The organism is Pseudomonas sp. NFPP24 (assembly GCF_900112095.1).
Taxonomy (GTDB): Bacteria; Pseudomonadota; Gammaproteobacteria; order Pseudomonadales; family Pseudomonadaceae; genus Aquipseudomonas; species Aquipseudomonas extremorientalis.
The window spans coordinates 304,856-329,520 of the sequence record NZ_FOKD01000004.1; the positions used below are offsets into that span (position 1 = coordinate 304,856).

The window sequence follows — 24,665 nt, forward strand, 5'->3', positions numbered from 1 at the left end:
CTCAGAGCCTGAATTTGCCGACCAGCGTCTGCAAGTCCAGGCTCAGTTTGGTCAGTTGGACACTCGCCGCCGCCGTTTCCTCGCTGGCGGCGGCGGTCTGTTCCGACACATCCCGCACCTTCAACACACTGCGATTGATCTCTTCGGCCACTGCACTTTGCTGTTCGGCCGCAGCGGCAATCTGCGGGTTCATTTCCTGGATCACCGAGACCGTGCGCGCAATCGCCGCCAAGGCGTCACCTGCGTCGCGGGTCAGCCCGACACTGTAGTCGGTCAGGCTGCGGCTGCTGTCCATGATGTCGGCGACTTGCTGGGTGCCGGTCTGCAACCCCTGGATCAGTCCTTCGATTTCTTCGGCCGATTCCTGGGTGCGCTGTGCAAGGCTGCGTACTTCATCGGCCACCACCGCAAAGCCTTCGCCGGCCGTGCCCGCGCGTGCGGCTTCGATGGCGGCGTTCAGCGCCAGCAGGTTGGTCTGCTGGGACACCGATTTGATCACGTCCAGCACACTGCCGATCTTCCGGCTTTCTTGCTGTAACGCCAGCATCGCCCGGCCCGCGAGGGCCATCTCATCTGCCAGTTGGCTTATCTGCTCAACGGCCTGGGTCACCACTTTCTCCCCGGCGCTGGCTTGCAGATCGGCTTCGTTCGCCGCGATCGACGCTTGCTCGGCGTGCCGGGCAACTTCCTGTGTGGTGGCGAGCATTTCGTTCATGGCGGTTGCCACTTGATCGGTTTCGTCTTTTTGGTGGTTGATGCCGGTGTGACTGTGTTCGGTAACGGCCGACAGCTGTGTGGCGGCGCTGGCGACCTGGCGGGCGCTGTCGCCGATGCCGCTGATCAGGCTGCGCAGGTTGCGGTTCATGTCGCTGATAGTTCGCAGCAATTGCCCCAACTCATCGCGGCGTTCCACTTGGATCTCATGGCTGAGATCGCCCTGGGAGATGCGGTTGGCAGACACCAGCACCTGGCGTAGCGGCACGGCGATCTGGCGGGCGATCCACCAGGCTGCAAGGGCACCGAGCAGCAGGGCAGCCACCGTGACGCTGATGAGCAGTGTCCGGGTGTAGTCGGCTTCCTTACCGCGCTTGAGAATCTGGCCATTGCTCACCGCTTCGCTGTGTTCAAGCAACTGGTTGAGCTGCGTTTCAAACCGCCCTTGCGCAGTTTCGGTGGTGAGCTGAGCGTCCTTGAGCTTGATCAACTGCGCGCGATAGTTCGCCAGGTCGGTTTTAAGCAAGGTGGAATCGATCGGCAGGTCTGTCACGGCCGCTTGGGCAATGTCCAGGGCATCGAGGGCCTGGCCGACGGCTTCGGCGTAGGCTTGCAGCGACTCCTCCGCCCAGGCGGGGCTTCGGGCGCGGTCCTCGGCTTGCTCCATAGCCTGGCGCAGGTTCTCGATGGCATCCAGTGCCTGCTGGTCCTGCTGGTCAGGCAGTTCGCTGGCCAGTTGTGCGAGCGTGTCGCTGGCCTGGAGTGCTGTCGCGTGGAGGGGGGAGCGTAAGTTTTCGCGCGCCTGGATCAACGGCGGCAGCTCCACCAGCGCCGCCTTGAAGCTGGCCGACAGGCGTTCCGCTTCCTGGACGCGCTGCAAGTCGGCTGGGTCTTTCAGATGGGTTGACAGGAAGCCGAGGTGCTCATCGATCTGAACGACCTGCCTCTTCATTTTGTCCAGGCTGGCCGTGTCCGCCAGGGTCCGGTACACGATACGGTCCGCACGCATGGCTTCAGCGACAACCGACAGTTGGCTCAAGGCAGTCAGGTTGCCTGAGCGGAACAACACCGCATTCAGGGCTTGCCAGCCGGTCGCGGCGATGGCGAAGCTGAGCATGAGCACCTGGCCAAACCCCAGGGCGAGCTTGAGGCGGACGCTGGCATTGACCAGCCAACGGGTCAGTAGAGGAAGCATGGTGAACCTCCAAATCTGAAAAAGCGTTTCGCGACAAAAGAAACGCTAATTCGATTCGGAGTATTGCTGGGCTGATAACTGCGTAGGAAATTTCACAAGGTGCTGATTAGATGCGGAAGCGCCCCACCAGTGTCTGCAGGTAAATGCCCAGGCGTGCGAGCTCGGCACTGGAGGCGGCGGTTTCTTCACTGGCCGAAGAGGTTTGTTCCGACACATCGCGCACGTTCAATACGCTGCGGTTGATCTCCTCAGCCACCGCACTTTGCTGTTCTGCGGCAGTGGCAATCTGCGAGTTCATCGCCTGGATGGTCGAGACCGTGCGCGTGATGCTCGCCAACGCGCTGCCGGCGCGACGGGTCAGCTCGACGCTGCTGTCAGTGAGGCCACGGCTGTTGTCCATGATGGTCGCGACCTGCTGGGTGCCGCTCTGCAGGCCGACGATCAGCTCTTCGATCTCTTCGGTGGACTTCTGGGTGCGCTGGGCCAGGCTGCGCACCTCATCCGCCACCACGGCGAAGCCTCGCCCGGCCTCCCCGGCACGTGCGGCCTCAATCGCGGCGTTGAGGGCCAGCAGGTTGGTTTGCTGGGCAACGGACTTGATCACATCAAGCACGCTGCCGATTTTGTCGCTTTCACGCTTCAGGTCGCCCATGGCAACGGTGGAGTTGCCCACCTCGGTGGCCAGGCGTTCGATCTGGGCGATGGCTTCACCCACTACCTTGTCACCCTCACGGGCCTGTTGATCGGCAGCCACGGCCGCTTCAGAGGCTTCCTCGGCGTTGCGCGCGACTTCCTGCACGGTGGCGGCCATTTCGTTCATGGCGGTGGCGACCTGGTCGGTCTCGACCTTCTGGCTGTTGACGCCGGCACTGGTCTGTTCGGTCACGGCCGACAGCTGCTCGGCGGCGCTGGCGATCTGGGTGACACCTTCGCTGATCCCGCCGATCAGCTCCCGCAGGCCGACGGTCATGCTTTGCATGGCGCGTTGCAACTGGCCCAGTTCATCCTGGCGCACGGAAGTGAGGTTGTGGCTGAGGTCGCCGGAGGCCACGCGTTCGGCCACCTGCAGCGTCTGGTTCAGCGGAAGAATGATCTGGCGGGTGATTGCCCAGGCGGCCACCAGGCCGAAGATCAACGCCAGCACGGTCGCCAGCAGCAACAGTTGTTTGGCATGTGCGGCATCGGTGTCGCGCACCACGGTTTGCGACGTGGTGAGTTGTTCGCTGTGGCTCTGCAGAGTGTCGCCCTGGGCGCTCATGATTTTCAGCGCGGCAGCGGCGGCCGTCTGGGAGTCGCGGTACTGGCTGACGGCAGCGCGGTAGGCTTGCAGCGAAGTGCTGGCCTCCTGCAGGTTGGCCTGGTACTGCGCGGGCAGTTGTCCTTCGAGTTCGGTGATTTTCTTCAGGGCATTGTCGATGGCATCCAGGGCCGGTTGCTCGGCCTCGACCTTGCCGCTGTAGGTGTAGCCACGCACCTGGAAGCGCGCTTGCTGGATCAGTTTGCTCAGGTCGACCACGCTGTTGAACTGGATGACGCTATCGCCTTGCAGCAGGGATTTTTCCACCTCACTGACCTTGGCCACGGCGTTGTCGGCGGTGTCGCCCAGCCTGCTGCGCGCACCTTCACGCTTGAGCCCGGCCTGGACCATGGCGCCAAAGGCTTTTTTGTATTGGTTCAGGGCATCCTGTTGCTGTTCCACCAGGGCCTTGTCGGCGGGTTGCTCGATCAGGTCGGCGGCGGTTTTGAGGCCGCTGTCCAGTTTGGCGATCAAGCCGTTGACCGCGTCCGTGCCTTGTTCGCCGCGACGCATTTCGAAGTCCAGCCGCGCCAGGCGCAAGTCCTTGGTCAGCCCGTTGAGGCTGGAGATATAGCCCAGCTTGTCACCGCGACTGGTGACATCCTCCAAGCCGGTCCAACCGGTGAAGGTGATCATCAACGTGAGCAGCAATACCAGGCCGAAGCCCACGCCGAGTTTGGTTTTGACGCTGACATTCCCCAGCTTTTCGGCTAACCAACGATACATGCTGCGAACTCCCCTGGAACAAGGCTTGGACTTATTCAAAGGGTATCGGCCGGCATGCGCAATTCTGTAGCGAAGCTGTGTCCATGTGGGAGGGGGCTTGCCCCCGATAGCGGTGTGTCATCCAGCTTATCTGTAGCTGACCCACTGCAATCCACAGGGTTGCTTAGGCGGTTAGAAGAGGCGGGCGAGCAGGGCGGTGACGGCGGTTTCGACGCGCAGGATGCGGGCGCCGAGTTGTACCGGCTGCAAGCCGGCCTTGGCCAGCAGGTCCACTTCGTAGGGAATCCAGCCGCCCTCGGGACCAATCGCCAGAGTCACTGGCTCGTCGAGGCCGCGGGGGCAGGCTGGGTAGTCGCCAGGATGACCGACCAGGCCCAGGGTGCCTTCAACCAGTGCCGGCAGGCGGTCTTCGACAAACGGCTTGAAGCGCTTCTCGATAATGATCTCGGGCAGCACCGTGTCCCGCGCCTGTTCCAGGCCGAGGATCAATTGCTCGCGAATCGCCTCGGGCTCCAGGAAGGGGGTTTGCCAGAAGCTCTTCTCGACCCGGTAACTGTTGACCAGCACTACTTTGGGCACGCCCATGGCCGCTACGGTCTGCAGCACTCGGCGCAGCATCTTCGGGCGCGGCAGGGCCAGCAGCAGGGTCAGCGGCAGTTTGGCCGGCGGCGGTTGGTCGAAGCTCACATGCAACTCGGCTTCACTGGCCTCCAGGCGCAGCAGTTGGGCATTGCCCATCAACCCGCCGATGCGGCCGACGCGCAGGCTGTCGCCTACGGCGGCGCGGTGGACTTCCTGCATGTGCACCAGGCGCCGATCACGCAGCACCACGCGGTCGGCCGCGATGAAGTCGGCCTCCTCCAGCAGCAACAGGTTCACGGCTGGGTCGCTGGCGGCTGGTCGTCGTCGCGCTGGTCGTCCGGGTGTTCGCCGCGCTTGCTGATCAGGCTGCTGAACAGGATGCCGATCTCGAACAGCATCCACATCGGCACGGCCAGCAGGGTCTGGGAGAAGATGTCCGGCGGCGTGAGGATCATGCCGACCACGAAGCAGCCGATGATCACGTACGGGCGAATCTTCTTCAGGTACGCCACGTTGACCACGCCGATCCATACCAGCAGCACCACGGCCACCGGAATCTCGAAGGCCACGCCAAAGGCGAAGAACAACGTCATCACGAAGTCGAGGTAGCTGGTGATGTCGGTCATCATTTCCACACCGGCCGGGGTGGCGGCGGCGAAGAACTTGAAGATCAGCGGGAACACCAGGAAGTAGGCGAACGCCATGCCGGTGTAGAACAGCAGGATGCTCGACACCAATAACGGCACCGCGATGCGTTTCTCGTGCTTGTACAGGCCCGGCGCGATGAAGCCCCAGATCTGGTGCAGGATCACCGGGATCGCCAGGAACAGCGAGACCATCATGGTCAGCTTCAGCGGCGTGAGGAACGGCGACGACACATCGGTGGCGATCATCGTCGCGCCGGCCGGCAGGTACTGGCGCAGCGGCGTGGAGACGAAGGTGTAGATCTGCTGGGTAAAGGCGAACAACCCGGCAAAGATGATGAAGATGGCCGCTACGCAACGCAGCAGGCGGGTACGCAGCTCGGTGAGGTGCGAGACCAGCGGCATGTGCTGGTCGTTTTCCGGTTTATCAGCGCTCATGGGGCTCGCGGCGGCAATGTAGGGTCATGGGGCGCGGGCGACGCGGCAGGCGTCGGCGCAGGCTCGGTTGGCGCGGAGGGTGCCACGGGAGCGGCTTCAACGGTTGGCGCGATGCTGTTTTGAGCCGCAGGTTCGACCGGTTTGGCAGGCTCCTGCACGGGCGACAGAATCTTGCGGGCTTCCTGCTCCAACGAGAGGATGTGCTCGTTGTGCAGTTGCCGGCGGATCTCGTCGGCGCCGATTTCCCGTTCAACTTCCTGTTTGATGGCGTTGAAACTGCGTTTCAGGCGCCCGATCCACAGGCCGGCCGTGCGCGCTGCACCGGGCAGGCGTTCCGGCCCCAATACCAGCAGGGCCACGAGGCCGACGAGCAGCAGTTCAGAGAAGCTGATACCAAACATTAGTCAGTGCTCACGAGTCTTTGCGGGTCGGCTCTTCGACTTTCTCAGCCTGTACGTCGAAAGTACGACGCTCGGTGATTGGCTGGGTCGCCTGCGGGTGCACAGGCTGCGCCGGAGGCACGGGGTTGACGGCAGGGTCGGCCGGCTTTTCGTCGTCGTTCATGGCTTTACGGAAGCCCTTGATCGACTCGCCCACATCGGTGCCCAGGTTCTTGAGTTTCTTGGTGCCGAATACCAGTACCACGACCACCAGAATGACGATCCAGTGTTTCCAGTCAAAAATGCCCATGCTGCGTATCCTCTAGTCTTGGTTATTCAGGCGGACGGGCGCGAGGCCTTCTCGGCGTGCCCGGACAAGCCGAAGCGACGGTCCAGTTCATCCAGCACAGCCTGTGGGTGCTGCCCCAGTTGGGCGAGCATGACCAGGCTATGGAACCACAGGTCGGCGGTCTCGTAGATGACATCGCTGCAGTCGCCGCTGAGCTGCGCATCCTTGGCGGCGATGATGGTCTCGATGGACTCTTCGCCGAGTTTTTCCAGAATCTTGTTCAGGCCCTTGTGGTACAGGCTGGCGACGTAGGAGCTGTCGGCGTCCGCGCCTTTGCGGTCTTCCAGCACCTGGGCCACACGGTTCAGGGTATCGCTCATGTCTAGTGTCCTGCCGAGTAGATAGCGTGCGGGTCTTTGAGCACCGGCTCCACGACTTTCCATTCGCCGTTCTCGAACACGCGATAGAAGCAGCTGTGACGGCCGGTGTGGCAGGCGATGTCGCCGATCTGCTCGACCATCAGGATCACCACGTCGGCGTCGCAGTCGATGCGCATCTCGTGCAGGGTCTGCACGTGCCCGGACTCTTCGCCCTTGCGCCACAGTTTGCCACGCGAGCGTGACCAGTAGATGGCACGCTGCTCAGTGGCGGTGAGGCTCAGGGCCTCGCGGTTCATCCAGGCCATCATCAGCACGCGCCCGGTCTTGTAGTCCTGGGCAATGGCCGGCACCAGGCCGTCACTGTCCCACTTGATCTCGTCCAGCCAGTCTTTCATGTTCAGCTCCGGCAATTTGCGACAGTGTATAACCGGATTGGCTATCGACGCACGATCAGATAAACACCCACGGCGACCATGATGCCGGCCGGCCAGTGGCCCAGTGGGTTCAGCGGGCCACCAATGGCGAGCATGACGCCGCCGACCAGATGCGCGGCGCCCAGCAGGCGCAGGAACCAGTCGTCCTTGGGCTTCTTCCAGGGCGGCGACGGGTCCTTGGCGTGGGGTTGGGACATGCGCTCCAACAGGTCGCGGGTCATGTTGGCCAGATGCGGCAGTTGCTCCATCTGGCTGTGCAGGTTGCCGAGCATGGTTTTCGGGCTCATACGCTCGCGCATCCAGCGTTCGAGGAACGGCTGTGCGGTGTTCCACAGGTCGAGGTCCGGGTACAGCTGGCGGCCCAGGCCTTCGATGTTCAGCAGGGTTTTCTGCAATAGCACCAATTGTGGCTGCACTTCCATATTGAAGCGCCGCGCGGTCTGGAACAGGCGCATCAGTACCTGGCCGAAGGAAATATCTTTTAACGGTTTTTCGAAGATTGGCTCGCACACCGTGCGGATCGCCGCTTCGAACTCGTTGAGCTTGGTCTCGGCCGGCACCCAACCCGAGTCGATGTGCAATTGCGCCACACGGCGGTAGTCGCGCTTGAAGAAGGCGAACAGGTTGCGCGCCAGGTAGTCCTGGTCTTCCGGAGTCAGGCTGCCGACGATGCCGCAGTCGATCGCGATGTACTGCGGGCTCCACGGGTTGACCGTGCTGACGAAGATGTTGCCCGGGTGCATGTCGGCGTGGAAGAAACTGTCGCGGAACACCTGGGTGAAGAAAATCTCCACGCCACGCTCGGCAAGCATCTTCATGTCGGTGCGCTGGTCGGCCAGGGTCGCGAGGTCGGTGACCTGCACGCCGTAGATGCGCTCCATCACCAGTACTTTCGGGCGGCACCAGTCCCAGTACACCTGCGGCACGTACAGCAACGGCGAGCCTTCGAAGTTGCGCTTGAGCTGGCTGGCGTTGGCCGCTTCGCGCAGCAGGTCGAGTTCGTCGTAGATGGTTTTTTCGTAGTCGGCGACCACGTCCACCGGGTGCAGCAGGCGTGCGTCGGCGCTGAAGCGCTCGGCAGCGCGGGCGAGGATGAACAGCCACGCCAGGTCCTGGCCGATGATCGGCTTGAGGCCGGGGCGGATCACCTTCACCACCACTTCTTCGCCGGTCTTGAGTTGCGCGGCGTGCACCTGGGCGACCGAGGCCGAGGCCAGCGGGTCGACGTCGAAACGGCTGAACACGTCGCTGATCTTCTTGCCCAGTTGCTCTTCGATGAGCTTCATCGATTGCTGGGAGTCGAACGGCGGCACGCGGTCCTGCAGCAGCATCAGCTCGTCGGCGATGTCTTCGGGCAGCAGGTCGCGGCGGGTCGAGAGGATCTGCCCGAACTTGATGAAGATCGGCCCCAGGTCCTGCAAGGCCAGGCGCAGGCGTGCGCCTCTGCTGAGTTCCAGCTGTTTGCGCGGGAACCAGCGCCATGGCAGCGCATAGCGCACGGCGAGCAGGAACCACGGCAGGGGCAGGGCGAACAGCAGGTCATCGAGGCGGTAGCGGATTACGACGCGCTGGATACGAAACAAACGGCGGACGGCGAGCAGCTTCATGCGTTATCGCTTGGATCAAGGGAACGGCTCAGGCGCTCGAAGCGCGCCTCAAGGCGTTCCAGGTCGATTTTGGCCTTGTCGAGTTCACGAAAGCGCGCTTGCGCTTCCCGCTCCCCGACCAGGGTGCGCGATTCTTCGCTCAGGTATTCGGCGAGGTTCTGGTTGAGGCTGGCGAACCCTTGCTGGTACCAGCGCGAACGGCTGCGCAGGTGCCCGCTGATCAACTGGGTGGTGACGGGGCCGATCCAGCGCGACAGTTCGTATTCCCAGTCCAGTTCCAGGTCCTGCAGGATGGCGGCGAGGTCCATCAGCACCGAGCTGTCGCCTTCCAGCTCGACTTCGGCGCTGTGCAGGATGGCGGTCTTGTTGCGGCTCAGGGCCAGGTGCAACAGGCTCGATGCCGGCGCACGCAGCGTGCAGTCGGCGTCGGCGGCCCACTGGGTTGCAAGCATCAGGCCTTCATCGCTGGGCAGGATAAACAGCTGCAAGCGGGGGCTGCGGCAATCGACGGCAATGACTTTACCGTTGAGGTGCGCAAGCCGTGCCAGGGCGGTACTGTCCAGGCGCAGCACACGGTTGAGGCCGTGTTCAACGCTGGCGAGAAGGCCTTTGATCAGCATCAGGGCTTGATGCCGCGATGCAGGGCGACGATACCCGAGGTCATGTTGTGGTAGGTCACGCGGTCGAAACCGGCCTCTACCATCATCGACTTCAGGGTTTCCTGGTCGGGGTGCATGCGGATCGATTCGGCCAGGTAGCGATAGCTGTCCGGGTCATTGAGCACCAGCTTGCCCACCAGTGGCATGAAGGCGAACGAGTAGGTGTCGTAGACCTTGGACATCACCGCATTGGTCGGCTTGGAGAACTCCAGCACCAACAGGCGGCCACCCGGCTTGAGTACGCGCAGCATCGAGCGGATCGCGTCTTCCTTATGGGTCACGTTGCGCAGGCCGAAGGCGATAGTCACGCAGTCGAAATGGTTGTCCGAGAATGGCAGCTTCTCGGCATCCGCCTGGACGAACTCGATATTGCCGGCCACGCCTTTATCCAGCAGGCGATCGCGACCGACCTTGAGCATCGAACTGTTGATGTCGGCCAGCACCACCTGGCCGGTCGGGCCGACGAGCTTGGAGAACTTGGCCGCCAGATCGCCCGTGCCGCCGGCGATGTCCAGCACGCGGTTGCCGGGGCGAACGCCCGACAACTCGATGGTGAACCGCTTCCACAGGCGGTGCATGCCGCCCGACAGCACGTCGTTCATCAAGTCGTACTTGGCTGCCACGGAGTGGAACACCTCAGCGACTTTTTCCGCTTTTTGGCTTTCCGGGACGTTCTTGAAGCCGAAGTGAGTGGTGGGTTCGGCATCGCTGCCTTTGCGCTGATCAGTCATATCGCTGTCACCAAAAGAGAATGCGGGACATGATAATCCCCAAGGCCTGCTTTGTCTTGGCAAGGCTGAAGGTAAGATGGGCGGTCAGCGAGACCTTTTGCCGCATCGAAGGTATCCAAGTCCCTATAAAGAGGAGTCATTGCAATGGCCCGTATAACTGTTGAGCGTGCACATTCCCTGGGTAAAGAGGGCGCGCGGGCAAAGGCCGACAAGTTGGCGCACAAACTCAAGGAGCAATACGGCCTGGAGCCGTCGTGGTCCGGCGATACCTTGAATCTCAAGCGTTCGGGGGTTAAAGGCACGGTATTAGTCGCTGAGGATTCGCTGCGCATTGATGTGGAGCTGGGGCTGTTGATGTCGGCCATGAGTGGCACCATCAAGTCCGAAATCGAAAAGGCCCTGGATAAGGCGCTGGCGTGATCCCATTGTTCTTAGGGTGCCGATTCTAATTTTCCCGCCTACTTTGTGCCCAAGCCCTCAACTCCTGTGGGCCGTTCCTCCCCCCTATTCTGCGTGAGGTGCACCATGGCCAAAGTTATCCTGAAGAAAAAAATCGACGCCCAGACCACCACCCTGAGCGAGGTCAAGTCCTACGCCCGCAAGATTTGGTTGGCGGGTCTGGGGGCTTACGCCAAGGTCGGAAGCGAGGGCGGCGAGTACTTCAAAGAGCTGGTTAAAACTGGGCAACATGTTGAAAGCAAAGGCAAAAAAGTTGCAGTTGAACAACTTGAGGCCGCCAACAGTCAGATTGACCAAGTAAAGAGTAATGTCTCCGCAGTCAAAGGTCTGGTAGAAGTTCAGCTGGATAAAGTTGAAAAAGCTTTTGATACTCGCGTTGCCAGTGCCTTGAATCGAATCGGCATTGCGTCTAAACATGACGTTGAGACACTCTCTGCTAAGCTCGAAGAGCTGACGACATTGCTAGAACGTGTCGCGCGTAAACACTAAGGAGACATCGGGATGGCTGTTAAAAAGACTACTCAGAAAGAAGGCAGCTCGTGGGTCGGGGAAGTTGAAAAATATTCCCGTAAGATCTGGCTTGCTGGTTTAGGCGTGTACTCGAAGGTTAGCAGTGACGGCGGCAAATACTTCGAGACTTTGGTCAAGGACGGCGAGAAGGCCGAGAAGTTGACCAAAACCACGGTTGGAAAAAAAGTTGAAGCGGCCAAGGCAACTGCCGGCTCTGCCAAATCCAGCATTGCTGACACTTGGGAGAAGTTGGAACAGACTTTCGACAAGCGCCTCGCCAGTGCCGTTTCGCGACTGGGCGTGCCGAGTAAAGCTGAACTCAAAACGCTGCACAGCAAGGTCGATACCCTGACCAGGCAAATTGAAAAACTCACCGGCGCCAAAGTGGCTCCGGCGAAAACCGCAGCCGCCAAACCTGCTGCCAAGCCTGCCGCTAAAACAGCAGCGGCCAAACCGGCTGCCAAAACTGCCGCCAAGCCTCTGGTAAAAGCCGCCGCCAAGCCGGCCGCCAAACCAGCGGCCAAGGCTGCTGCGAAGCCAGCCGCCAAAACTGCTGCAGCCAAACCCGCTGCCAAGCCTGTCGCTGCGAAAGCTGCTGCCAAGCCAGCCGCTAAACCAGCGGCTAAACCCGCAGCCTTGGCTGCTGCTAAACCCGCAGCCAAGGCTGCTGCAAAACCAGCAGCAAAACCTGCCGCCAAGCCAGCGACCAAAACCGCAGCGGCCAAGCCAGCCGCCAAGCCAGCCGCCAAGTCGGCCGCCGCGAAACCGGCTGCCAAGCCAGCGGCAAAACCAGCCGCCGCGAAGAAGCCTGCGGTAGCGAAAAAACCAGCAGCACCGAAGCCAGCTGTTGCCAAGCCTGCTACTGCGCCAACCACCTCCACAGCCAACTCGGTGTCCGCGCCGACCCCTGCTGCTGCGACCCCGACTGCAACGCCGGTAACCCCGACGCCATCCAGTCAGTCCTGATTTTTTCCAGGAGACGAAAAATGCCCGGCCTACGAAGGTCGGGCATTTTTTTACCCCTTAAGACCGTTTCGTCAGTTGTAAGTGATGGAAACGGTGACCGCGCTGACCAGGCTGCCCTGGGTGATGGCTTCACCGGTCTTATGGTAAGCCGCCGCGAGGGGAAGTACAGCCTTGTTGCCGTTCGTCGTCACAGTTCGGCTGCGCTGCTCAGGGGTGCCATTGGCGGGGATGGTCGAAAGGGTGGGCGCGCGATGTGTCAGCCACAGCGCAGTGCCTTTTGAGCCGCCGGTATTGGCAAATAACTCGCCGTTACCCACGGCGGGTGTTCCGGCAAATAGGAAGATCACGTTACGGATATCCGATTCGCAGTCGGCGGTAACCTCGAAGTCGAGCTGGCCGGCGGATGGGCTCGCGTCCAGGTCGGAAATCTTGATCGTTGGCAACGTAATGTTCCGATTTTCGTCGCCCGCTGCCAGGTTGCAGGTGCCGGCGTTGACTTGTCCGGCGAAACTCAAAGTGCCGGTAGTCGCGGCGTGGGCGGTGAGGCTGACGAGTCCGCCAATCATGGTCATCAGCAGGGGAATGCTTCGAAGGTACATCGGGTTTTCCTCGGGTTTCAGTTAGTTGTAGGTAATGCTGACGGTGGCGGTACTAGCCAGAGTGCCTGGGCTGACCCTGCCGTTTTTGTGGTACGCGGCGCTGAGCGGCAAGACTGCCCGATCACCGGACACCGTCACCGTGCGCTGGTCATTGACGCTGATGGTCTGAGGCACGCCGTTGATGCGTGAGTAGAGCCACAGCCCTATGCCTTGGGCAGTGCCCGTATTGGCGAACAGTGCGGTGTTGTCTGGCGCGGGCGTCCCGGTAAAACGAAAGGTGACGCTGCCGGCATCGGTGCAATTGGCGGTGAGATCGAAGTTCTGAACGCCGGCGTACGCTGCGTCGTTCAAATCGCCGACATTGATCGGGGCAAGTGTGATCAGGCGGTTGACGTCCCCGGCGGCCAGGTCACAAGTGGCGGGAGCCCGGATGAAACGTATGGCGTTGCCGAACACCAATCGAAAACTTTCCGGGACGTTATGCCACCTGTCCTCCCAGAGGCTCCCACTGGGTATGGTCCCGTCTGCCACTGTGCCCATCCTGTAGAAAGTGACTTGCGCCGAGGTGAAGCTTTGGACTTTCCCGGGGTACATAACGGTGTGCTGACTGAAGAGCCCGAAGTTTGCCGGCCCGCCATCGGCCCATGTCATCGACACCGTGATACCGATACCGGGCACCTCAGTGCGATAGATAAGTGTGCCGGGGTACAGATCGCGTGCGTAGCGCCCGGTAATCGTCCTCAGCGTCTGCCCCCAGCAATGGGTTGTGAAGCCGGGCGATGTGCCGTTGAACGCCTGTCGCAGGATCACGCCGCCGACAGGAATGCTGTCCGGCACGCTGATTGTCGTGGCCGTATTGAGGGTCAGCGTTGCATCCGGGTACCTGTCACAGGCCGCCTGTGCAGTGATCGATGTGCCCAGGGCCAGTAGTGCCGCCAGGAGGGGGAGGTGATGTTTCATCTTCAGTCCATCGTGAAAAGTGGCTGTGTAAACACGGGATGAACGGCCGGCCGCAGTCATTGGCATGCACCTGCGTCCACCTGAAGCAAGCGGTTGGCACCCTGTTGTCCACTGACGTCGTAACGAAGCCGGCAGGAAGCGTTTCCCTCGGACCCCCACTTCACCGCCAGTACCCCCTGGGAGCGCGGTACGCGCACAAAGGCTTTGCCACCCTGGCCGACCACGCCGACGCTGTCGCCATTCTCGTCGAACACATCGGAACCGAAGGGCAGCAGGCTGCCATCCTTGCGTAATGCAGAGATCAATAAGGCTTGGCCGCTGACGGTGTCGAAGTGCAGTTTCACCACCGAGCCTGCACGGGGGGCGACGTTTTGCGCGGCGCTCTTGAGTTCCACATCTACAGACAGATCCTTGGGGTCCAACTCGACCACGTTCTGGCGATAAGGTGTGAGGTACGGCACCACGGCATACCCGCCCTTGCCGACCTGGGCGCCGTGATTGCCATTGATCCGCGCACCTTGTGCGCCTGGGGCCTGGACAATGCCAATGGTTTCGCCCAGTTCCGGTGCGAAAATCACACCACCTGCGTGAGCGACGATGCCGCCGGTCATGCCCAGGGACGTTGCGCGGTAGGCGTTGCTCTGGCCGAACCCTGCCGACAGCACGCCGTGGCTGGTCTGGTATTTCATGTCGGCAGAGACCGAGTTACTGCGGCCCTGCGTACGGCTACCCCCCACTCCGTAGCTGAATTGGCCGCGCTCGCCCAGGGTGCCGCCGAGGTTCATCCGTTCACCGCTGCTTTGATCGCCGCGATAGACAGTGGTGGTCAGGGTGGGGGAGCGAGCGTCGCTGCCTAAGGGCAGGCTCAGGGTCAGTTCCACTTGCTTGTCGACCCGCTCGCTCAGCAGATCCTTGGTGCGCTGGGCGCTGAGGGTGTAGCGCAGGCCCTTCCAGTTGCCGCTGTAACCGGTGGTAAAGGTCAGGTTGCCGCTGGTGCGGTTCCAGTAGTTTTGCGAGGATCCGGTCAGGTAGACCGTGCCGTTGCTCAAGCTTTGATTGAGGCTGATGTCCATCCTGTCGCGCAGACGCGATACGTTATCCAAGTTGTGCCCGCCGATGGCGAGGTCGCGCACCCGTGCGGCGTCGGCGATGCTCAGAAAGCCTTGCGTGGAGTATCGGTAGGCGCCGAGGGCGAAGTGGGTGCCGGTGTCGGTGAAGTTCTTGCTGTAGCGCAGCTGCACGCTTTGCCCCTGGCGTGAACCGTGGCCCGGTAATGTTGCATCTGAGTGGGTCAGGTCAAGGGAGAGCGCTCCATACGGGGTATTGAATGCCGCGCCCAGCAATTGCGACAAGTAGTCGTCACCCGCCACCGTCCCGGTGTAGCCGGTCACCAGGTTACTGAGGCCGTGCTGGTAAGTGGCTTGTACCAGCCTTGGGGGATGGCGCAGGCCGATTTCATCCATCCTGCCGACGCTAAGGGAATAGCGGCTGTGGCCAGTGCGCAGCAGATTGGCGTTGGCGGCGAATGGCACTATGAATTCGCGTCGACGGCCATCTGCCTCGGTCACCGTGACGGTCAAGTCGCCGCCATAACCGGTAGGAAACAAATCGTTGAGCACGAACGGGCCAGGAGCGACCGACACTTCATCCAACAACACGCCCCGTTGGCGCACGGTGACCCGTGCATTGGTCTCGGCGATGCCGCGCACGACCGGGGCGAACCCGGTCTGAGAGTCCGGCAGCATCCGATCATCGCTGAACAGGCTGGCACCACGCAGGCGCACGCTGTCGAACAGTTCGCCTGGGGTATAGATTTCGCCGAGCATCATCTGTGATCGCAGCGGGCTCAACTCGCGCTGCACATAGGTGCTGCTGCGCTGATAGCCCGAGGAGGTTTCGGTCTGGCTGAAGCTGCCGCTGTGGCGCCAGTGCCAGTCTCCCAGATTGAGCCCCGTATTCAGGCCCAGGTAATGAGAGTCGACGGAGCGGCCATTTGTGCGGGTCTCAAAGGTGTTGGCGTTGTAGCGCACGAAAGCCGCGTCGACCCCGCCGTCCCAGTGCCTGGGGTCGACATAACCGCGTGCTTTACGTGCCAGGTAGATCTGAGGAACCTGCAGGGTCAGGCGGTTTTCGCCCGGGTCGAATTGACCGGTGCTTCCCGGCAGGTAGGTTGAGATGTCTTCGCAGGGTGCAAACGCGGGAGTGGGCGTTTGTCTGGCTTCGCTGGGTTGAGCTTGTGCCGCGTCCAAGTCGATGCCAAACCTGAGCACGACATCCCGCTCCAGGCACATCTGTGCGGAATCTCGGCCCTTTACCGCGACAAACGTGAGGCTTTCGCGCCCAATCCATTGGCCATTGAGATAAACGTCGGTGCGGTAGCTGCCGGGCAGCACGACGTTACCCTGGCTGAATTTGCCTATGTCGACTTGTTGGCCGCCAACCCCATCCGGGAAGAAGGCCGGGTTGAACCTGACATTCTCGGCACCGTGGGCGCCCACAGCATAGGCGCTGCTCATCAGTAAAAGGCAGCGCGTCGCAAGCATCAATTGATGACGCGCAAAAGGCCAGTTTCTTAAACTGGCGCGGGTGTTAAAACTCATGTGTACCACTTCCAAAAAATAGGGGCTGTCCGAATTTGGGCAATGGGAAGCCCTACCCTGAAAACCGGGCATCAAACCAACGTGTGCAGTGAGGTCAGTAGCGCGGAGAGGCGGGCCAATACGGCGCTAGGCAGCTCTCGGGGTCATGTCGAGACCCGGGCACTGTGGGTATTGCGCACTCCGTAGTCGTCGAGTGTCTGGAACTCCACGGTGGCGGCGCTGCCTGGCGGGGTGTTGAGGCTGGGCAGTTCAAAGCGCGTGCGATCACCCGGCGCCACCATGTTTCCAGCACCTGAAGACGCAGCCTTGCGTGGATGGCGCTGCCGGGACTCCAGCAACTCGACCTGTTCGAAGGTTACGTAGTAAGGCGTGGGGTTATAGACCTCCAGTACCTGGCCTTGCGCGGTCGATTCACGCCGCCATTGCAGTTTTCCCGGTGCCTCGTCGACCCCGGAAGGCAGGTTCGACGGTCGGAAAAACAGCTTGATCCGCGAGCGGAAGGCCAGTTGCAACTGATTGGCCTCCTGGGAGTGCGCGGGCACCTCCAACAGGTTGAGCCAGAACAGACTTTCCTGTTCCGTGGGCAAGGTGTCGCCCGTGTACGCCAGGCGTACGACCTGCTGCTTGCCTGGATCCATGCGAAAGATCGGCGGCGTGGCGATAAACGGCACCGTGGCCCTATCCGGGGTCGAGTGTTCGTCACCGCTGTCCAGCCAGACTTGGACCAGCACGGGTGCCTGGTTCTTGCTTTCGAGCCTGACCGTCACCTCCTTGTCGCGCTGCGGGTAGATGATCCGAGTGGTGCCAATGACCACACTGGCGTGCCCGACGGCGGCACCGGAAAGCGCAAGTGTCAATGCAATGAGACGGGCCACCCAGTGTGAAGTGAAAATGGCATTCATGGTTTCGATCGCCTGGCGTCTGGTGGTGTGACGCTTGCCGAGTGGCGCACGCGGGCACCGAAGTCGCTGACGGCGGTGAATTCGACGTTCAGCGCGCCGGTGGGGTATTCGCGCAACAATGGCAGTGCAAACAGCTTCACGTCGCCGCACGGCATCATCAGGCTGTCGTTGGCCTCTTTGTTTGGTGCTTTAGTGAATCGTTTTCCTTCGCTCAGCAAATCCACCGAACTCAGGGAAACATGATATGGCGTGGGGTTGGTGGCTTGCAGGGCGTAGCCATGCTCATGGGCGACCAGTTTCCATTGCAGCTTTGACGCAGCGCTGGCTACGGAGTAGGGCAATGCCTGCGGTCGCAGGAACACACGCAAGCGGGTCCGAAATGCCAGTTCGATCTGGTTGCCTTGTTCGGTACCGGCGGTAAGCGGTGGTACTTCCAGCACATTCAGCCAGTAGAGGCTTTCGCGATCGGGGGCTGCGGCCGCTCCGGTATAGCGCAGCCGCAGCGCCTGCTGCTGGTGGGGCTCAACGCGGAAAATCGGTGGCGAAAGGGTAAACGGCGTGCGTACCGTCGCCGGCGTCGAGCGGATATCGCCCGTGTCCAGCCAGGCTTGTACCAGCGCTGGACGGTCACCTTTGTTCTCCAGGCGTACCACCACTTCCTGCTGGTCAGCGGGATAGATCACGCGGGTGCCATGCATAATGACCCCGGCCCGGGCGGGAACTGCTTGCAGCAGTAACCCCGCAACACCACAGGTGTAAAGCACGAGGCAGGCCAGCTTTTTCATGCTCAAAGCTCTCTTCGAATCAAGCGGGTGGGCCTGCCTGGCGGCGGCAGGCCCGTTGCGTGCAAGGCCCGCCAGAGCGGGCCCGCTTTTCTATCAATCGGCGTACACGACCATGAAGCCGACGCGGGTCTTGACAGTACCTTCAGTCGCGACACCACTGGCGTACATCTGTGCGGCCAATGGAATGACAGCCTGGTTGTCGGCGATGACCACACCTTCGGATTTTTCCGTGTAAACGTTGATCGGAGTGCCATTACGGTTAGTCACCTCAACCTGTACGTTCTTGGCGTTGGTGGTGTCGGATGGGTCATCGTAGCCGTCGATGTTCAAGCGCCCGGTCGCCACATCAATCGCCGGGCTGGTAGGGTCGAAAGCAACCATTGCGGTGCGTCCGTTGGTGCAGCCACCTTCGCCAGGTGCGCCAATGCGGATGGTGAAGCCGGTCAGGTTGGCGCGATCACCCGGTTTCTGCAGGCGTGCGGCGGACACGCCACCAAGGTTGACGTCTTTGACCACGGCGCCGGTGCCTGGCGCTGCGCCTTCAATGGTGCAGGTCGTATCGCTCACCAACCCGGTGAAGTTGATGGTTCCGTCGTTGGCAGCCTGTGCCGGCTGCGAAACCGCTGCGGCTAAGGCGAGTACTACGGCGAGGGTGGAGAAAACGTGGACTTTCATAGTGTTCCCAATCGTGAGTTATCTGAGTAACCCGCCACACATTGAAGTGTTGCATCGGTAATTTGTTTCGTTTTTTTACCGAATGGCAGGTGGCAGTAATTTGGCTGGGAACGTTATTTTTGCCTATCGACAGGTCACGAGATTTATCTCGTAAATATTCGAAGTCTAAAATTTTAATTAAAACAATTGTATGTGGTGGTGTCTGTAGGGTTTCAATGTAAGACATGTATGTAGGAATAACTTGTAAGGCGCATGTTGGCTGTTTTTGATGGATTGATTCACGAAAAAGGCTGCGCTATACACTGTTCGTGCAACGAGCATATGTGTACTAATTTGTACTTACTTGAGCGAACTTCCGGGTGTCTGAAATGCACACCATCATGTTGCTGGATAACCATGAAATGGTTCGGCAGGGAATTGAACTGGGCCTGCGCAAAGAGCCCGACCTGGAGGTCATCGGCTCCTTCGGTACATCCAGGGAGTTGCTTGATGCGCTCGGCCGACAACCTGCGGATGTGGTGGTGATGGACTTTACACTGGGGCCGTCAGACATCGATGGCCTCGGCCTGATCCAGATGCTGGGCAGGCGTTTCAAACGTTGCAGGGTGCTCGTTGTGTCATCCCGCTGCACGCGTGCAACGGTGATACTGGCGCTGAAGGCCGGGAGCTTTGGAGTGCTGGGCAAGACCGAACACCTCACGGAATTGATAGTGGCTATTCGGACTGTCGCCCAGGGGCGGATTTACCTGCAGCGTTGCATGTTGTCGGTGCTGCAGGAGGGAGAGTCTGTTCTGGCACGGGAGAATATCAAGTCGACACTTGAACATTCACTGCCGGTACGATTGAGCGGCGCCTTGACCCCCAAGGAACAGGAAGTCCTGCGTTGTTTTCTGGACGGAATGTCCGTGAATTCAATCGCGGCAAAGTTTTCGCGTAGCGCGAGTACTATCAGTACACAAAAACAGTCGGCGTATCGGAAGTTGGGTATCAGGACCGACAGTGAGCTTTTTATGTTTACCAAGCAGTTTGGTCGTCCTGATTAGCGCCGCGTGGTTTGAATGTTTGACTTGCGCGAGTATTTAAATCGGCCTGTCCAGATAACGCAGGGCCAATTGCTCAGTTGTCTGGCGTGCCGGCGATAGCAGATGGGGCGCCACCAGCATCATGATCTGGTAAACCACCACCTGTACTTCGCCTTCACGATCGAGAATCCGTTGGTAATCCAGGGAGAACAGCAAGGTCATGGTGATCTGCTCCACCAGTTGCCCAAGGGCCTGGGTGCTACTGACCAGTTGTCCTGCCGTCTTCAACCGCGCCAGCAATGACGCCAGGGTCCGCTTCAGCGCCGTCAGCAGGTTGCGAATGCCCTTGGCCAGCTTCGGCAGGCGCCCTGCCAGATTCGACAGGTCCTGAAACAGAAACCGATAATGCGCCATGCGCTCGACAATCAAGTGCAAGAACAGCCAGTAATCCTCGGCTTCCAATTGCGCGTCTGGCGGTGGGTCCAGCAGGGGCGCCAGCTCATTCTGGAAACGCTCGAACAGCCCCAGGACCAGCGGCTCCTTGCCATGGAAGTGGTAGTAGAGGTTGCCGGGGCTGATCCCCATTTCATTGGCCACCTCCATGGTCGACACGTTGGGTTCGCCCTTCTGGTTGAACAGTTGCAGGGCGCATTCAAGGATACGGTCGCGGGTCTTCATCCAGTCTTCTTAAGGTGATCGTTGAGCTCAGCGCACGCGCACGTAAGTGCCCGGTGCCGCTTCCATCGGTGGGTAATTCTGGTTGCCCAGGGCGGTGAGGGTTTCGCGTTGTACGCCGGAACGCTGTTGGATCCACTCCAGCCAACGCGGCCACCAGCTGCCTTCGATGTGGTTGGCGTCGTAATACCAGGCGCGTGGGTCGCTGCTCAGCTTGAGGTTTTCGACGTAGTTGGCCTTGGGGTTGCCCGGCGGGTTGAGAATGCTCTGGATATGCCCGCTGTTGGACAGCACGAAGCGCCGCTCGCCGCCCAGCAACTGAGTGGAGCGATACACCGCATCCCACGGCGTGATGTGGTCGTTGATGCCGGCCACGCTGAAACTGTCCACCGTGACCTTCTGCAAATCGATGGGCGTGCCACACACTTCCAGGCCGCCGGGATGGCTCAGTGGGTTGTGCTTGAAGAAGTCCAGCAGGTCGCCGTGCAAGGCGGCGGGCAGGCGCGTGTTGTCGTTGTTCCAGTACAGGATGTCGAAGGCCGGTGGTTCCTTGCCCAGCAGGTAATTGTTGATCCAGTAGTTCCAGATCAGGTCATTGGGGCGCATCCAGGCAAACACCTTGGCCATGTCGCGGCCGTCGAGCACGCCTTGCTGGTAGGAGCGACGCTTGGCGGCTTCCAGGGTCTGCTCGTCGGCGAACAGGGTGGCGGGGCTGTCGATCTGGCTGTCCAGCAGGCTCACCAGGTAACTTGCGCTGGAGATGCGGCGCAGCTGGCGCTTGGCCTGTAGGTGGCCTTGCAGCGCGGCGATGGTCAGGCCGCCGGCGCAGGCGCCCATCAGGTTGACCTCGCGGGCGCCGCTGATCGCGCGACAGACGTTGAGTGCTTCCTCCAGCGCGGCTACATAGGTGGAAAGGCCCCATTCGCGATGCCGCACATCCGGATTGCGCCAGCTGACCATGAAGGTCTGCAGGCCGTTTTTCAAGGCGTACTGCACAAAGCTGTTGGCCGGGCTCAGGTCGAAAATGTAGAACTTGTTGATTTGCGGCGGCACGACCAGCAGCGGCTTGGCGTACTGTTTTTCGCTCATGGGCTTGTACTGGATCAGCTCCAGCAGCTCATTGCGAAACACCACCGAACCGGGGGTGGTGGCGACCGTCTTGCCCACTTCGAAGGCGTGCTTGCTCACCTGGCGCGGCAGGCCATTGTTGTGCAGCAGGTCTTCGACCAGGTTGGTCACCCCACGCACCACGCTGTTGCCGCCGGAGTTGAGCAGCTCCTTGATCGCCAACGGATTGAGCAGGGTGTTGGAGGGCGAGACCGCATCGTTGAGCAATGAGAAGGCAAAGTGCGCACGGGCCCGGTCATCGTCGCTGAGGGCGCTGTCATCGATCCAGTGACGGGTCTGCTTCTGCCAGCTCAGATAGGCCTGCAGGCTGCGGCGGTACAGGGGGTTTAGCTTCCAGGTGGGGTCGTTGAAGCGGCTGTCGTTGGGGTTGGGTTCGTGCACGGTTTCACCGAGCAGTACGCGGCCCAGTTGCCCGCTCAGCGCCCAGGCATGCCGAACGGTATGCACCGGGTTGCGCAGGCCATGGGCAGCCACGCTGCGCAGCGTCGACAGCAAATCCCGGCCGCGCAGGCCGGTGATCGCATTTTGCGCGTTGATGAACGCGGCGGGGGTGGGCGCCGGGTTCGTCACGGGTCTTTCTCGCATGAGCCAACACTCCTTCGTCAAGCCATCAAACAGGCACGCCAATTCAGAACCATAGTCGGTTCCTGGCAAGTTGCGCGGCGGTGTGGTCCTTACACAGCCGGTCGCGGATGAATCACCGCGCGCATGCGCTCCTCTTCAAGAAACTTCATGATGATCGGCGCCACGGCTTCGGCCCGGGTGATCAGGAACAGGTGGCCGTCATCGATGATGTGCAACTGTGCATTGGGAATGCGCCAGGCGAGCATGCGCATGTTGATCAGCGGGATCAGCGGGTCATCGTCCCCCGCCAGCACCAGGGTGGGCTGGCGGATCTTGTGCAGCCAGTGGATGCTGGTCCAGCCCAACCCGGCGAACAGTTGCCAGTAGTAGCCGAGCTTGCCGGCCGAGCGCACTTTGCTGGCGTGTTCGGCGGCCAGTTTCGAATCGCGGCGGAACGAACCGCCGTAGATCATCGGCGCGATGCGCACCACGTGGGACGGCTGGATGTAGCGGCGCGGGCTGGCCATCAGCCACAGCACTTTTGGCTTGCCCGGCACCATCACTGCACCCGCCGCCGTGGCTGCGAGGATCAACTTTTTGCACCGCTCCGGGTAGTCATAGGCAAACTGCTGCGCCAGCGCGCCGCCCCAGGACACGCCAACCGCATTCACCTGGCCATAGTCCAGGTAATCGAGCATACGCGCGGTGAGTTTGGCCAAACCGGGAAAGCGGTACGGTCGATTGGGTGTCGACGAGCCGCCCACGCCGGGCACATCGAAGGCGATCACTTCCAGGTCCGGGTCCAGCGCCTGGACGAACGGAAACACCAACTCAAGGTTGGCGCCGATGCCATTGAAGATCAGCAGCGGCGTCAAGTGAGGCTTGCCCGGGCGTACCGCCGTGCGGATGGTCTGGCCATCCAGGTCGATGGTACGGAAGATGAACGGTTGCGGCATGCTCAAACCCTGTGAAGTGTTACAGCCGGAATGCGGTCAATGTGGGAGGTGGCAAGCCCCTCCCACATTTGAATGCATTTCAATTTAGCGTTCGTGTACGTAGGTGCCGGGCGCCGCCTCTGCTGCGGCGTAGGTTTTGTTACCCAAACTCGTCGGCGCCTTCTTCAACTTGCCCGCTCGCTCCGCCTGCCATGCCTGCCAATGCAGCCACCACGAATCCGTATGCTTGGTCGCATTCTCCTGCCACTCAAGCGGCTTGCCCGCCAGGCCATCGCTGGTCTGGTAGCGCGCCTTGGGGTTGCCCGGCGGGTTGAGGATGCTCTGGATATGCCCGCTGCTCGACAGCACGAACTCGACCTTGCCACCAAACAGCTGCGCCGACTTGTAGCAGGATTGCCACGGCGTAATGTGATCGTTGGTGCCCGCCAATGAATAGATATCGGCAGTGACCTGCTTCAGGTCGATGGGCGTGCCGCACACTTCCAGTGCGTTGGCGCGCACCAGTGGGTTGTTCTTGAACAGTTCGATCAGATCGCCGTGGAACGCCGCCGGCAAGCGCGTGGTGTCGTTGTTCCAGAACAGGATGTCGAACACCGGCGGCTCGTTGCCCAGCAGGTAGTTGTTCACCCAGTAGTTCCAGATCAGGTCATTGGGGCGCATCCAGGCGAACACCTTGGCCATGTCGCGGCCTTCGAGCACGCCGGCCTGGTAGGAATGGCGCTTGGCCGCCTCCAGGGTCTGCTCGTCGACGAACAGCGCCACCTGGGTGTCCAGCGTGGTGTCCAGCACGCTCACCAGCAGGGTCAGGGCGTTGACCTTCTTCTCCCCCAGCGCCGCGTAGTGGCCCAAGAGGGCGGTGCAGGTGATGCCGCCGGAGCAGGCGCCGAGCATATTCACGTCTTTGCTGCCGGTGATCGCGGTGACCACATCGACGGCTTCTTTCAGCGCTTCGATATAGGTCGACAGGCCCCACTCGCGCTGCGCCTTGGTCGGGTTGCGCCAGCTGACGATGAACGTCTGCTGGCCGTTGCGCAGGCAAAAGCGCGCCAGGCTCTTCTCCGGGCTCAGGTCGAATACATAGAATTTGTTGATCTGCGGCGGCACCACCAGCAGCGGGCGTTCGTGCACCTGTTCGGTGATCGGCTTGTACTGGATCAACTCCAGCACGTCATTGCGAAACACCACCGCGCCTTCGGTGGTGCCCAGGGTCTTGCCCACTTCAAAGGCGCCCATGTTGACCTGGCTGGGCATGCCGCCGTTGTGCACCATGTCCTTGGCCAGGTGGGACAGGCCGTCGAGCAGGCTCTTGCCGCCGGTTTCAAAGAAACGCTTGACCGCCGCCGGGTTGGCCGCGCTGTTGGTGGGGGCCATGGCTTCGGTCATCAGGTTGATCACGAAGTGGCCACGGCTGATGTCCTGTTCCGACAGGTTGCTGTCGCCGATCCAGTCGTGCAGTTCCTTGCGCCACGCCAGGTAGGTTTGCAGGTAGCGCTTGTAGAGCGGGTTCTGGCTCCAGGCCGGGTCGGTGAAACGACGGTCATCGCTTTCCGGCACCAGCGCGGATTTGCCAAACATCACATTCTTCAGCTCGACGCCAAAATGGGCGACGTGCTTGACGCTGTGCAACGGTTGCTTGATGGCTTGGGTCAGCACCATCTTCGCCGAGGCGAGTAAATCCTTTTTACGTAACGCGATGATCGGGTTGAGCCCCAGAGTGTTTTCCGAGGCCTGGCGTTTCAAGTCATCGTTGTTCTTGTTACTCATCTACGACGCTCCATTGTCCGAAAG

Annotated in this window: 25 protein-coding genes and 1 pseudogene; 4 read left to right on the forward strand and 22 right to left on the reverse strand. The window is 61.0% G+C overall.

Annotated elements, in window-relative coordinates; genetic code table 11:
- Position 1: 1 nt before the first annotated feature.
- The 12 genes and pseudogenes from BM026_RS10880 to ubiE form a co-directional block, all read right to left on the reverse strand.
- Positions 2–1,909, reverse strand: a complete 1,908-nt coding sequence (locus tag BM026_RS10880; RefSeq protein ID WP_093121397.1) for a methyl-accepting chemotaxis protein — start codon at positions 1,907–1,909, stop codon at positions 2–4.
- Positions 1,910–2,015: 106 nt separating this feature from the next.
- Complete coding sequence (locus BM026_RS29550; RefSeq protein WP_371322038.1) at positions 2,016–2,888, reverse strand: methyl-accepting chemotaxis protein; 873 nt, start codon at positions 2,886–2,888, stop codon at positions 2,016–2,018.
- Positions 2,874–3,932: pseudogene (locus BM026_RS29555) on the reverse strand (methyl-accepting chemotaxis protein); the annotation flags it as partial. The gene BM026_RS29550 and the pseudogene BM026_RS29555, both read right to left, overlap by 15 nt.
- 171 nt (positions 3,933–4,103) lie before the next feature.
- Positions 4,104–4,811 carry a 16S rRNA (uracil(1498)-N(3))-methyltransferase gene (locus tag BM026_RS10890; protein WP_093513488.1) on the reverse strand — a complete coding sequence of 236 codons (708 nt, stop codon included), beginning with the start codon at positions 4,809–4,811 and terminating at the stop codon, positions 4,104–4,106.
- Entirely contained in the window at positions 4,808–5,596 is a 789-nt protein-coding gene (tatC, locus tag BM026_RS10895) for a twin-arginine translocase subunit TatC (RefSeq protein WP_058423693.1), read from the reverse strand. The genes BM026_RS10890 and tatC overlap by 4 nt, the downstream gene beginning before the upstream one ends.
- Positions 5,593–5,997 carry a Sec-independent protein translocase protein TatB gene (tatB, locus tag BM026_RS10900; RefSeq protein WP_093528500.1) on the reverse strand — a complete coding sequence of 135 codons (405 nt, stop codon included), beginning with the start codon at positions 5,995–5,997 and terminating at the stop codon, positions 5,593–5,595. The genes tatC and tatB overlap by 4 nt, the downstream gene beginning before the upstream one ends.
- 10 nt (positions 5,998–6,007) lie before the next feature.
- A complete protein-coding gene (locus tag BM026_RS10905) occupies positions 6,008–6,286 on the reverse strand; it encodes a twin-arginine translocase TatA/TatE family subunit (RefSeq protein WP_016979166.1) in 279 nt (92 codons plus the stop codon).
- Positions 6,287–6,312: 26 nt separating this feature from the next.
- Positions 6,313–6,645 (reverse strand): phosphoribosyl-ATP diphosphatase, encoded by a 333-nt coding sequence (locus BM026_RS10910; protein WP_071492389.1) that lies wholly within the window; start codon positions 6,643–6,645, stop codon positions 6,313–6,315.
- Positions 6,646–6,647: 2 nt separating this feature from the next.
- Complete coding sequence (gene hisI, locus BM026_RS10915) at positions 6,648–7,040, reverse strand: phosphoribosyl-AMP cyclohydrolase (RefSeq protein ID WP_058423690.1); 393 nt, start codon at positions 7,038–7,040, stop codon at positions 6,648–6,650.
- Between the two features lie 41 nt (positions 7,041–7,081).
- Entirely contained in the window at positions 7,082–8,686 is a 1,605-nt protein-coding gene (ubiB, locus tag BM026_RS10920) for a ubiquinone biosynthesis regulatory protein kinase UbiB (protein WP_092246357.1), read from the reverse strand.
- Positions 8,683–9,306, reverse strand: coding sequence for a ubiquinone biosynthesis accessory factor UbiJ (locus BM026_RS10925; RefSeq protein ID WP_093513486.1), 624 nt, complete (start codon positions 9,304–9,306; stop codon positions 8,683–8,685). Before BM026_RS10925 ends, ubiB begins: the two co-directional genes overlap by 4 nt.
- Positions 9,306–10,076 (reverse strand): bifunctional demethylmenaquinone methyltransferase/2-methoxy-6-polyprenyl-1,4-benzoquinol methylase UbiE, encoded by a 771-nt coding sequence (gene ubiE, locus BM026_RS10930; RefSeq protein WP_093528503.1) that lies wholly within the window; start codon positions 10,074–10,076, stop codon positions 9,306–9,308. Before ubiE ends, BM026_RS10925 begins: the two co-directional genes overlap by 1 nt.
- Before the next feature lie 144 nt (positions 10,077–10,220).
- Here ubiE and BM026_RS10935 point away from each other — a divergent pair, with 144 nt between their 5' ends.
- The 3 genes from BM026_RS10935 to BM026_RS10945 all read left to right on the forward strand — a co-directional run bounded on the left by BM026_RS10935 (position 10,221) and on the right by BM026_RS10945 (position 12,011).
- Positions 10,221–10,496, forward strand: a complete 276-nt coding sequence (locus BM026_RS10935; RefSeq protein WP_071492386.1) for a polyhydroxyalkanoic acid system family protein — start codon at positions 10,221–10,223, stop codon at positions 10,494–10,496.
- A gap of 105 nt (positions 10,497–10,601) precedes the next feature.
- Positions 10,602–11,024: a phasin family protein gene (locus tag BM026_RS10940; RefSeq protein WP_028615406.1), complete on the forward strand. Its 423-nt coding sequence runs from the start codon at positions 10,602–10,604 to the stop codon at positions 11,022–11,024.
- A gap of 12 nt (positions 11,025–11,036) precedes the next feature.
- Positions 11,037–12,011, forward strand: a complete 975-nt coding sequence (locus tag BM026_RS10945) for a phasin family protein (RefSeq protein WP_093528506.1) — start codon at positions 11,037–11,039, stop codon at positions 12,009–12,011.
- 71 nt (positions 12,012–12,082) lie between these two features.
- On the opposite strand, the gene BM026_RS10950 is transcribed toward BM026_RS10945, so the two are convergent.
- The 6 genes from BM026_RS10950 to BM026_RS10975 form a co-directional block, all read right to left on the reverse strand.
- Positions 12,083–12,610 (reverse strand): fimbrial protein, encoded by a 528-nt coding sequence (locus tag BM026_RS10950; protein ID WP_092246366.1) that lies wholly within the window; start codon positions 12,608–12,610, stop codon positions 12,083–12,085.
- Between the two features lie 21 nt (positions 12,611–12,631).
- On the reverse strand, positions 12,632–13,570 hold the full coding sequence (locus tag BM026_RS10955) for a fimbrial protein (protein ID WP_092246369.1): 939 nt from the start codon (positions 13,568–13,570) through the stop codon (positions 12,632–12,634).
- Between the two features lie 56 nt (positions 13,571–13,626).
- A complete protein-coding gene (locus tag BM026_RS10960) occupies positions 13,627–16,170 on the reverse strand; it encodes a fimbria/pilus outer membrane usher protein (RefSeq protein ID WP_093528509.1) in 2,544 nt (847 codons plus the stop codon).
- A gap of 143 nt (positions 16,171–16,313) precedes the next feature.
- Positions 16,314–17,072, reverse strand: a complete 759-nt coding sequence (locus tag BM026_RS10965; protein WP_093528512.1) for a fimbrial biogenesis chaperone — start codon at positions 17,070–17,072, stop codon at positions 16,314–16,316.
- Positions 17,069–17,857, reverse strand: coding sequence for a fimbrial biogenesis chaperone (locus BM026_RS10970; protein WP_092246379.1), 789 nt, complete (start codon positions 17,855–17,857; stop codon positions 17,069–17,071). The genes BM026_RS10965 and BM026_RS10970 overlap by 4 nt, the downstream gene beginning before the upstream one ends.
- Positions 17,858–17,950: 93 nt before the next feature.
- Entirely contained in the window at positions 17,951–18,532 is a 582-nt protein-coding gene (locus tag BM026_RS10975; RefSeq protein WP_092246382.1) for a fimbrial protein, read from the reverse strand.
- 368 nt (positions 18,533–18,900) lie between these two features.
- On the opposite strand from BM026_RS10975, the gene BM026_RS10980 reads away from it, so the two are divergent.
- Positions 18,901–19,575, forward strand: a complete 675-nt coding sequence (locus BM026_RS10980; protein WP_256575515.1) for a response regulator transcription factor — start codon at positions 18,901–18,903, stop codon at positions 19,573–19,575.
- Between the two features lie 36 nt (positions 19,576–19,611).
- Here BM026_RS10980 and BM026_RS10985 read toward each other — a convergent pair whose 3' ends face one another.
- The 4 genes from BM026_RS10985 to phaC (BM026_RS11000) all read right to left on the reverse strand — a co-directional run bounded on the left by BM026_RS10985 (position 19,612) and on the right by phaC (BM026_RS11000) (position 24,641).
- Entirely contained in the window at positions 19,612–20,232 is a 621-nt protein-coding gene (locus tag BM026_RS10985) for a TetR/AcrR family transcriptional regulator (RefSeq protein ID WP_071492378.1), read from the reverse strand.
- Positions 20,233–20,259: 27 nt separating this feature from the next.
- Positions 20,260–21,942 (reverse strand): class II poly(R)-hydroxyalkanoic acid synthase, encoded by a 1,683-nt coding sequence (gene phaC, locus BM026_RS10990; RefSeq protein WP_093528515.1) that lies wholly within the window; start codon positions 21,940–21,942, stop codon positions 20,260–20,262.
- 89 nt (positions 21,943–22,031) lie between these two features.
- On the reverse strand, positions 22,032–22,877 hold the full coding sequence (gene phaZ / locus BM026_RS10995) for a poly(3-hydroxyalkanoate) depolymerase (protein WP_016979176.1): 846 nt from the start codon (positions 22,875–22,877) through the stop codon (positions 22,032–22,034).
- 84 nt (positions 22,878–22,961) lie between these two features.
- Positions 22,962–24,641, reverse strand: a complete 1,680-nt coding sequence (gene phaC / locus BM026_RS11000) for a class II poly(R)-hydroxyalkanoic acid synthase (protein WP_071492375.1) — start codon at positions 24,639–24,641, stop codon at positions 22,962–22,964.
- Positions 24,642–24,665: the final 24 nt, after the last annotated feature.

Excerpts from the sequence above, each read along its gene's own strand:
- BM026_RS10880 (WP_093121397.1), bottom strand. The coding sequence starts at position 1,909 with ATGCTTCCTCTACTGACCCGTTGGCTGGTCAATGCCAGCGTCCGCCTC.
- BM026_RS29550 (WP_371322038.1), bottom strand. The coding sequence starts at position 2,888 with ATGCAAAGCATGACCGTCGGCCTGCGGGAGCTGATCGGCGGGATCAGC.
- BM026_RS10935 (WP_071492386.1), top strand. The coding sequence starts at position 10,221 with ATGGCCCGTATAACTGTTGAGCGTGCACATTCCCTGGGTAAAGAGGGC.
- BM026_RS10980 (WP_256575515.1), top strand. The coding sequence starts at position 18,901 with ATGCACACCATCATGTTGCTGGATAACCATGAAATGGTTCGGCAGGGA.
- BM026_RS10940 (WP_028615406.1), top strand. The coding sequence starts at position 10,602 with ATGGCCAAAGTTATCCTGAAGAAAAAAATCGACGCCCAGACCACCACC.
- BM026_RS10910 (WP_071492389.1), bottom strand. The coding sequence starts at position 6,645 with ATGAGCGATACCCTGAACCGTGTGGCCCAGGTGCTGGAAGACCGCAAA.
- tatB (WP_093528500.1), bottom strand. The coding sequence starts at position 5,997 with ATGTTTGGTATCAGCTTCTCTGAACTGCTGCTCGTCGGCCTCGTGGCC.
- BM026_RS10925 (WP_093513486.1), bottom strand. The coding sequence starts at position 9,306 with ATGCTGATCAAAGGCCTTCTCGCCAGCGTTGAACACGGCCTCAACCGT.
- BM026_RS10955 (WP_092246369.1), bottom strand. The coding sequence starts at position 13,570 with ATGAAACATCACCTCCCCCTCCTGGCGGCACTACTGGCCCTGGGCACA.
- BM026_RS10965 (WP_093528512.1), bottom strand. The coding sequence starts at position 17,072 with ATGAATGCCATTTTCACTTCACACTGGGTGGCCCGTCTCATTGCATTG.
- phaZ (WP_016979176.1), bottom strand. The coding sequence starts at position 22,877 with ATGCCGCAACCGTTCATCTTCCGTACCATCGACCTGGATGGCCAGACC.
- BM026_RS10950 (WP_092246366.1), bottom strand. The coding sequence starts at position 12,610 with ATGTACCTTCGAAGCATTCCCCTGCTGATGACCATGATTGGCGGACTC.
- phaC (WP_093528515.1), bottom strand. The coding sequence starts at position 21,942 with ATGCGAGAAAGACCCGTGACGAACCCGGCGCCCACCCCCGCCGCGTTC.
- tatC (WP_058423693.1), bottom strand. The coding sequence starts at position 5,596 with ATGAGCGCTGATAAACCGGAAAACGACCAGCACATGCCGCTGGTCTCG.
- ubiB (WP_092246357.1), bottom strand. The coding sequence starts at position 8,686 with ATGAAGCTGCTCGCCGTCCGCCGTTTGTTTCGTATCCAGCGCGTCGTA.
- phaC (WP_071492375.1), bottom strand. The coding sequence starts at position 24,641 with ATGAGTAACAAGAACAACGATGACTTGAAACGCCAGGCCTCGGAAAAC.
- BM026_RS10970 (WP_092246379.1), bottom strand. The coding sequence starts at position 17,857 with ATGAAAAAGCTGGCCTGCCTCGTGCTTTACACCTGTGGTGTTGCGGGG.
- BM026_RS10905 (WP_016979166.1), bottom strand. The coding sequence starts at position 6,286 with ATGGGCATTTTTGACTGGAAACACTGGATCGTCATTCTGGTGGTCGTG.
- BM026_RS10975 (WP_092246382.1), bottom strand. The coding sequence starts at position 18,532 with ATGAAAGTCCACGTTTTCTCCACCCTCGCCGTAGTACTCGCCTTAGCC.
- BM026_RS10985 (WP_071492378.1), bottom strand. The coding sequence starts at position 20,232 with ATGAAGACCCGCGACCGTATCCTTGAATGCGCCCTGCAACTGTTCAAC.
- ubiE (WP_093528503.1), bottom strand. The coding sequence starts at position 10,076 with ATGACTGATCAGCGCAAAGGCAGCGATGCCGAACCCACCACTCACTTC.
- BM026_RS10945 (WP_093528506.1), top strand. The coding sequence starts at position 11,037 with ATGGCTGTTAAAAAGACTACTCAGAAAGAAGGCAGCTCGTGGGTCGGG.
- hisI (WP_058423690.1), bottom strand. The coding sequence starts at position 7,040 with ATGAAAGACTGGCTGGACGAGATCAAGTGGGACAGTGACGGCCTGGTG.
- BM026_RS10960 (WP_093528509.1), bottom strand. The coding sequence starts at position 16,170 with ATGAGTTTTAACACCCGCGCCAGTTTAAGAAACTGGCCTTTTGCGCGT.